This is a genomic window from Pedobacter sp. 01T416_2, assembly GCF_056398925.1.
In genome coordinates this window covers 1-6,416 of record NZ_JBFTQI010000310.1, presented here as the reverse complement: position 1 = coordinate 6,416, position 6,416 = coordinate 1, and the positions used below count along the sequence as shown (strand labels likewise).

Genomic DNA, 6,416 nt, shown 5'->3' with positions numbered 1-6,416 from the left:
CTTAAATCGAGAGCGGGAATGATCCTCAGTGCTTCTACAACATCACCTTTAACAGGATCTAATTTTTTATACGATAAAGGCAATCTGATTTTAAATTTTTCCGCCTCTATTTTCAGCGACAACAGCACATTAACAGGCGATTGCATTTCTGGAAGCCCGATTAAAGTATCGTTAGCTACGCTGAATGTTGCCGCATCTTTTGCAGGCTTGGCTAACCAATAAGGTTCAGTAAGTGCCGCGTCTGCCGGAATCTGGATTTTACGTTCAATGGTAATCAGCGAGTCGTTAGCAAGCTTTCTATTTAAATTATCTGTCTGGTTTAACCAGTTCACACCTTCAATAATAACAGGGGTGGCCGATCTTGAAATTAAGTTTAAACGAAAATTATAACTATTGCCGGCAATTGCTTCGGGTTGATTGGTTACCACCTCACCCATAAAACCTATACTGCTTAAAATGATGTTATCGATAGCCGCAAGCTTATCTTTTCTCAAGGCTGCATCCTGCAATTCGGCAATTTTCTTTCTCAGCATCAACAATCCGTGCAGGCTCTTATCGGGTTGGTTATAATTGAAAGATAACAGGATAATATCGATTAGTTCATCAATATCGCCTATACCTTTGTCTGACCAGTTAAGGCTTAAGCCATCGAACAAAGTTCTTTTAGCAGGATCGCCTAAAACATTTGTAAAATAATCGGAACGTACACCGGCCACCGATTGTGTTCCTGCTCCCTGGCTTTTGTGTAAACTTCGGCTTAATCCTGCCAGCTCACCATAACCCATTCCCAATTGTGCGTCGTATTGCCCAACAGTTGCCTTTAATTGATTTTCGGCTGTGGTATTTACTGAACCAAACCTAAAAGTGTTCCACAATAGTCTTTTTGGTTGCCAAACAGATACATATTTAAGCTGGTTTGGAAACATATTTTTATCAGCAGCAGCCTTAAATGCTTTTTCCGCCACAACCGCCGAAGCAGCATGCTGACCGTGACCCGCAGCAGCAGTTGGCGGGAAACGACAGATAATTACATCCGGCCTAAATTTTCTGATCACCCAAACCACATCGGCGGTAATGCTATCGGCATCCCACTGTTTAAAAGTATCGTTGGTATTTTTAGAGAATCCGAAATCGATTGCCCTGGTGAAAAATTGTTGCGCACCGTCCAATCTACGGGCTTCCAAAAGTTCGTGTGTTCTGATCAGGCCYAAGGCTGCACCTTGTTCGGTGCCCAAAAGGTTTTGTCCGCCGTCTCCCCTGGTAAGCGACAAATAAGCTGTTTCTACGTTTTGATCGTTGATTAACCAAGATAATAAACCAGTATTCTCATCATCGGGGTGAGCAGCCAGATATAAAACTTTCGGAAGGTGTTTTAACGTTTTTATCTCTCTATAAATTTCAGAAGATCTGGCTGGGCGTACTTGTTGGGCAGCACAAAAAACTGCTGGAAAGCAAAATATGAATATTGCGGTTAGTCTCTTAAACATAGAATTTGTTTTGCAAAAACCAAATATGCTCAAAAAGCTTTTACTTTAATGCTTCGGAAACGAAAAAGGTACAAAATAAGTCCGGAGTTGGAAGTCTGGAGTCGGGAGACCAAAGCTTAAAGACCAAAGATAACCATACATTTGTCAGTCTGAGCGTAGTCGAAGACCTTACTCGGTTTTACGAAAAATCATTTAATCTCAACCAGTGGTCTATGTCTCCACAGGTCACTCCTTTCTTTTCTAAATCCAATTTAGCAATATTTATCCTTTCGTTCTGTGAGGACACAGACCGAGGAAAAAGGAGTTGGGAGTCTGGAGTCGGAAGCCTGAAGTTTAAAAACCAAAGTTGTTTATTTTATCCACCTCATCATCTTTCGATATTTTTATACTTAATATTGCAGCATAAATTTTACCTATGAATGGCATGGTGCTCATCATCGATGATGAAAAGAAAATCTGCAGTTTRCTTTCCAGGATTATAGAATTAGAAGGATTTAAGACCTTACAAGCCAATACTGGAAAAGAAGGCCTTAAATTGCTTAAAAATAACGATGTCAGCATTGTAATCAGCGATGTTAAACTACCTGATGTTAATGGAGTAGCGCTGGTTAAAGATGTCAAAGCCATAAAATCTTATGTCGAAATTATAAATCTTACTGCTTACGGCACCATTGCCGATGGCGTTTTGGCAATTAAAAACGGGGCATTCGATTATCTGGTAAAAGGCGATGATAACGACAAGATTATTCCGCTTTTGTACAAGGCGATGGATAAATCAAATCTGCAGCGCAGGGTTTCCGATCTGGAAAACAAAATTGCTAAAAAACACAGCTTCGAAACCATAATCGGTCAATCAAAAGCTTTAAAGGAAGCGATTGATCTGGCCAAGAAAGTAAGTGCAACCGATACAACTGTTTTGTTATTGGGCGAAACTGGAACTGGAAAGGAAGTTTTCGCTCAATCTATCCATTACGAAAGCCCTAGGGCAGCAAAACCATTTGTGGCCTTAAATTGCAGTGGCTTTAGCCCTGATTTACTGGAAAGCGAACTCTTCGGATACAAAGCCGGGGCTTTTACTGGGGCCAATAAAGACAAGAAAGGCCTGTTGGAAGAAGCTAATGGTGGCACATTATTACTGGATGAAATCGGCGAGATGAACCTCGATTTACAGGCAAAGCTATTGCGTGTACTCGAAAGTCAGACTTTTATCAAAGTAGGCGATACCCAAACGCAACAGGTAAATGTTCGGATATTAGCCGCCACAAATAAAAATTTAAAAGCCGATGCAACTTCTGGAAAATTCCGCTCCGATCTTTATTATCGGCTTTCGGTTTTCACCATTACCTTACCACCGTTACGCGATCGGAAAGCCGACATCCCTGCATTGGCAAAACACTACTTAAAAGAATTTGCAGATAAAGTAAACCGATCAGCACCAAAAATGGATGATAAAATTTTATCAATATTGAGCGATCATAGCTGGAAAGGAAATATCCGGGAACTTAAAAATGTGATCGAACGTTTGGTAATCCTGTCGGATGGAGATACCTTAAGCGCTACCGCCTTACCTCCCGAATTTTTTGAATTTGCACCAATAGAAAATGATTATAATCTACAACAGATAGAAAAGCAACACATTCAAAAAGTACTCATCCATACCAAAGGGAATAAAACAGAAACCTCGCGATTACTGGGGATTGGTTTAACCACACTTTACCGTAAAATAGAAGAATACCAGATTAAGGAAATTTAAAGGCTGGAAGGTGGAGGGCCGGAAGGTAAAAGTTGGAAAGTTAAAAGGTTGCAAGTCTAATCATCGCAATAAGATTAGGCCAACAAGCGTTGAATTGCCTATCGTCTCAAACGATTAAATCGTATTACTATTTATGCACTCGTTTGGAAACGAGCGCAAGCATTGAAAAAGTTAGAGAGTTGAAAGGTTTTAAGTGCAACGGCCAGTCTCCCATCAACCGTCTCACATCTCATATCTAGTCTCTCAAATCTCACATTCCCTATGCGCCAAATCTGATCCATTTATCACCTTCGTGACCAAAGATAAAAGAACCCGGGTGTAACATTTCGGCGATATCTTCTATTAGCGAGACGGCATTTTCAGCAGTTCTTTCGCGGTTAACATCGTCATTTAATAAAATGATTCTGTTGTTTTGTACCGCTTGCCAATCGGTATTTAATGCCGCAGGTACTTCTCTCATTAAATCGGTTAAAGTTTTACCCGGCTGATAGTAAATAATAAAAACAGCGCTTAGTATGTCAGTCGCTATCATTCCACCTGCCAGCGAAATTTCTTCCGATAAAAAATATTCCGGATTGTTGCTCGTATCTAAGCAGGCTACAGGCATTTTATCCATAAACTTAATCTTGTGCTCCACTAAATCTAAACGTTCCTGTAATTCTTCTTGGTGAGCAGCATCGAGGCCGATAAATAAATCGTTTAAAAAAGACATCTGCATTAAATTTATTAATTTGTGCAAAAATAACATTCCTGATCGCATGCGAGGCTCATTTAATTATATATTTTGGTTTTTTTGTGTAAGCTTATTCTTTTCTTGTAAGGAAAATGCTGATCATCAGGACAAAAAAGTCTTCAATATTAATCTCGATCAGGGTTTAACCTCTATTGATCCGGCCTTTGCGCGCAACCAGAATGCCATCTGGATGACCAACCAGATTTTTAATGGTTTGGTACAGATCGATTCATCCTTGCAAACACTGCCCTGCATAGCCAAAAGCTGGCAGGTTTCGGAAGATGCTTTAACTWACACTTTTAACCTGCGTAAGGATGTTTACTTTCATGATGATCCTATTTTTAAAAATGGCAAAGGCCGAAAAGTAACCGCAAGTGATTTTGTATATAGTTTTTATCGTTTAATCGATCCAAAGGTCGCCTCATCGGGCGGGTGGATTTTTAGTGATAAAGTGAAGGATAAGCATAATTTTATCGCGTTAAATGATTCTACTTTCCAGATCAAACTGGTGCGTCCTTTCCCACCCTTTATGAGTTTACTTACTACACAATACTGCTCTGTTGTACCCAAAGAAGTTGTAGAACATTATGGTAAGGATTTCAGAAGTCATCCTGTTGGCACCGGCCCTTTTAAATTTAAATACTGGAAAGAAGGTGAAATATTAGTGCTTTTAAAAAACGAGCATTATTTTGAAAAAGACGCCAAAGGAATGGCATTACCCTACCTTGATGCTGTAAAAGCCAGCTTCATCACCGATAAACAAAGTGGTTTCATGAGTTTCCTGAAAAAGGACCTGGATTTCTACTATAATGTTGACGGCAGTTACCGCGACGATATCCTGACCAAAAGCGGAAAAATGACCTCGAAGTACAAAGGAAAATTTACCTTAACCAAAAGCCCATACTTATGTACCGAGTATGTAGGTATATTGGTTGATACCAATCTTTCAATTGTGAAGAAATCGCCATTGCGCTTAAAAAAAATCAGGCAGGCCATTAATTATTCAATCGATCGCGACAGATTGATTAAATACCTAAGAAATGGCATTGGCATAGCGGCAACATCTGGTTTCATTCCTAAAGGCATGCCTGGTTTTGATAGCCTCGCTGTAAAGGGATATGCCTATAACCCAAAACTTGCTGCTAAACTTTTAGAGGAAGCTGGTTTCCCAGAAGGTAAAGGTATGGGAGAAGTAACCCTAAATACAACGACAACCTACAAAGACCTGATCGAATTTATTCAGGGCGAGCTTACTGCCGTAGGTATTAAAGTTAAAATTGATGTAAGCCCAAGTGCCAGCTTAAGGGATTTAATGTCGAAAAACAGCGTAAACTTTTTCCGTGGCTCCTGGCTGGCCGATTATGGCGATGGAGAGAATTTCCTTTCTATGTTTTATTCAAAAAATAAAGTCCCTTATGGACCAAATTACACTGCTTTTTACAATAAAGAATTCGATCAGCTGTTTGAGAAAAGCTATTATGAAACCGATAACGAAAAACGCTTTGAGCTGTATCGCAAAATGGATCAGATGGTAATGGATTATGCTCCTGTTGTTCCGCTTTTCTACGATCAATCTGTAGTGATGCTTCAGAACAACATTTCAGGTTATTCCTTTAATCCACAGAGTTTAATGATTTTGAAACGGATAAAAAAGAAATAGAAAAATCGTCAACTAAACGTTGTCTTCAACAAGCAACCATTGCTACTTCTTATCCATTAACTTCCTTTTAAGAAAATCGGYCGTTGCTTCACTCACCTTTAACCCGTTAGAAAATTTCATCCAATGATGGGTATCATCAGGAATGGCCAGAAATTCAAAATCAAACTTCTTATCTTCAAAACGCTTGGCAAGGTCAACACTCTGAGTAAAAGCAACATTCCTATCATCATCAGCATGTATAATCAATGTTGGCGATGTCCACGTGTTGATATAACTCACCGGAGATGATGATGTGGCTATCCTGGCGGCCAGTGCAGCATCTGGGGCAGGCTCCTTTCCTTCGGTTCCTGGATTACTAAACCTATAATTTACGCCATGGATATCTACCCCAGCTGCAAACAATTTAGAATCTTTTCCAAGTGCCAGCGCAGTTAAGTAGCCACCATATGAACCTCCATAAATGCCGATTTTATTTTTATTGATATCCTTCTGATTCGCTAACCATTCGCCTGCAGCCTTTATATCCTGATATTCTGCTGCTCCTTGTGGCCCGGCATTTAAAGGTTTATGAAAATCAAAACCATAACCAGTACCCAAACGGTAATTTACAGATAAAACCGTAAACCCCATATTTACCAGGTACTGGTTTAAAGCATAATCAATTGAATAATAATCCATCGGGTTCCAACCCAAAAACATTTGCCGTTGAGGGCCACCATGAACATATACGATTGCTGACTTGTTTTTATCTGCTTTTTTTGGAGAAAACAATTGTCCATATAC

At 39.7% G+C, this 6,416-nt stretch carries 5 protein-coding genes; 2 read left to right on the top strand and 3 right to left on the bottom strand.

What is annotated here, in order from left to right; all coding sequences use genetic code 11:
* Positions 1-1,487 (bottom strand): PIG-L family deacetylase (locus AC1DPQ_RS14165; RefSeq protein WP_477609852.1); only part of this gene is annotated, 1,487 nt, incomplete at its 3' end.
* Between the two features lie 415 nt (positions 1,488-1,902).
* On the opposite strand from AC1DPQ_RS14165, the gene AC1DPQ_RS14160 reads away from it, so the two are divergent.
* Complete coding sequence (locus tag AC1DPQ_RS14160; RefSeq protein ID WP_477582010.1) at positions 1,903-3,240, top strand: sigma-54-dependent transcriptional regulator; 1,338 nt, start codon at positions 1,903-1,905, stop codon at positions 3,238-3,240.
* A gap of 259 nt (positions 3,241-3,499) precedes the next feature.
* On the opposite strand, the gene AC1DPQ_RS14155 is transcribed toward AC1DPQ_RS14160, so the two are convergent.
* Positions 3,500-3,952 carry a substrate-binding domain-containing protein gene (locus tag AC1DPQ_RS14155; protein WP_029275832.1) on the bottom strand — a complete coding sequence of 151 codons (453 nt, stop codon included), beginning with the start codon at positions 3,950-3,952 and terminating at the stop codon, positions 3,500-3,502.
* 19 nt (positions 3,953-3,971) lie between these two features.
* Here AC1DPQ_RS14155 and AC1DPQ_RS14150 point away from each other — a divergent pair, with 19 nt between their 5' ends.
* A complete protein-coding gene (locus AC1DPQ_RS14150) occupies positions 3,972-5,633 on the top strand; it encodes an ABC transporter substrate-binding protein (protein WP_477609850.1) in 1,662 nt (553 codons plus the stop codon).
* A 42-nt stretch (positions 5,634-5,675) separates the two neighbouring features.
* Here AC1DPQ_RS14150 and AC1DPQ_RS14145 read toward each other — a convergent pair.
* A partial coding sequence (locus AC1DPQ_RS14145; RefSeq protein WP_477609848.1) for an alpha/beta hydrolase family protein occupies positions 5,676-6,416 on the bottom strand: 741 nt, incomplete at its 5' end.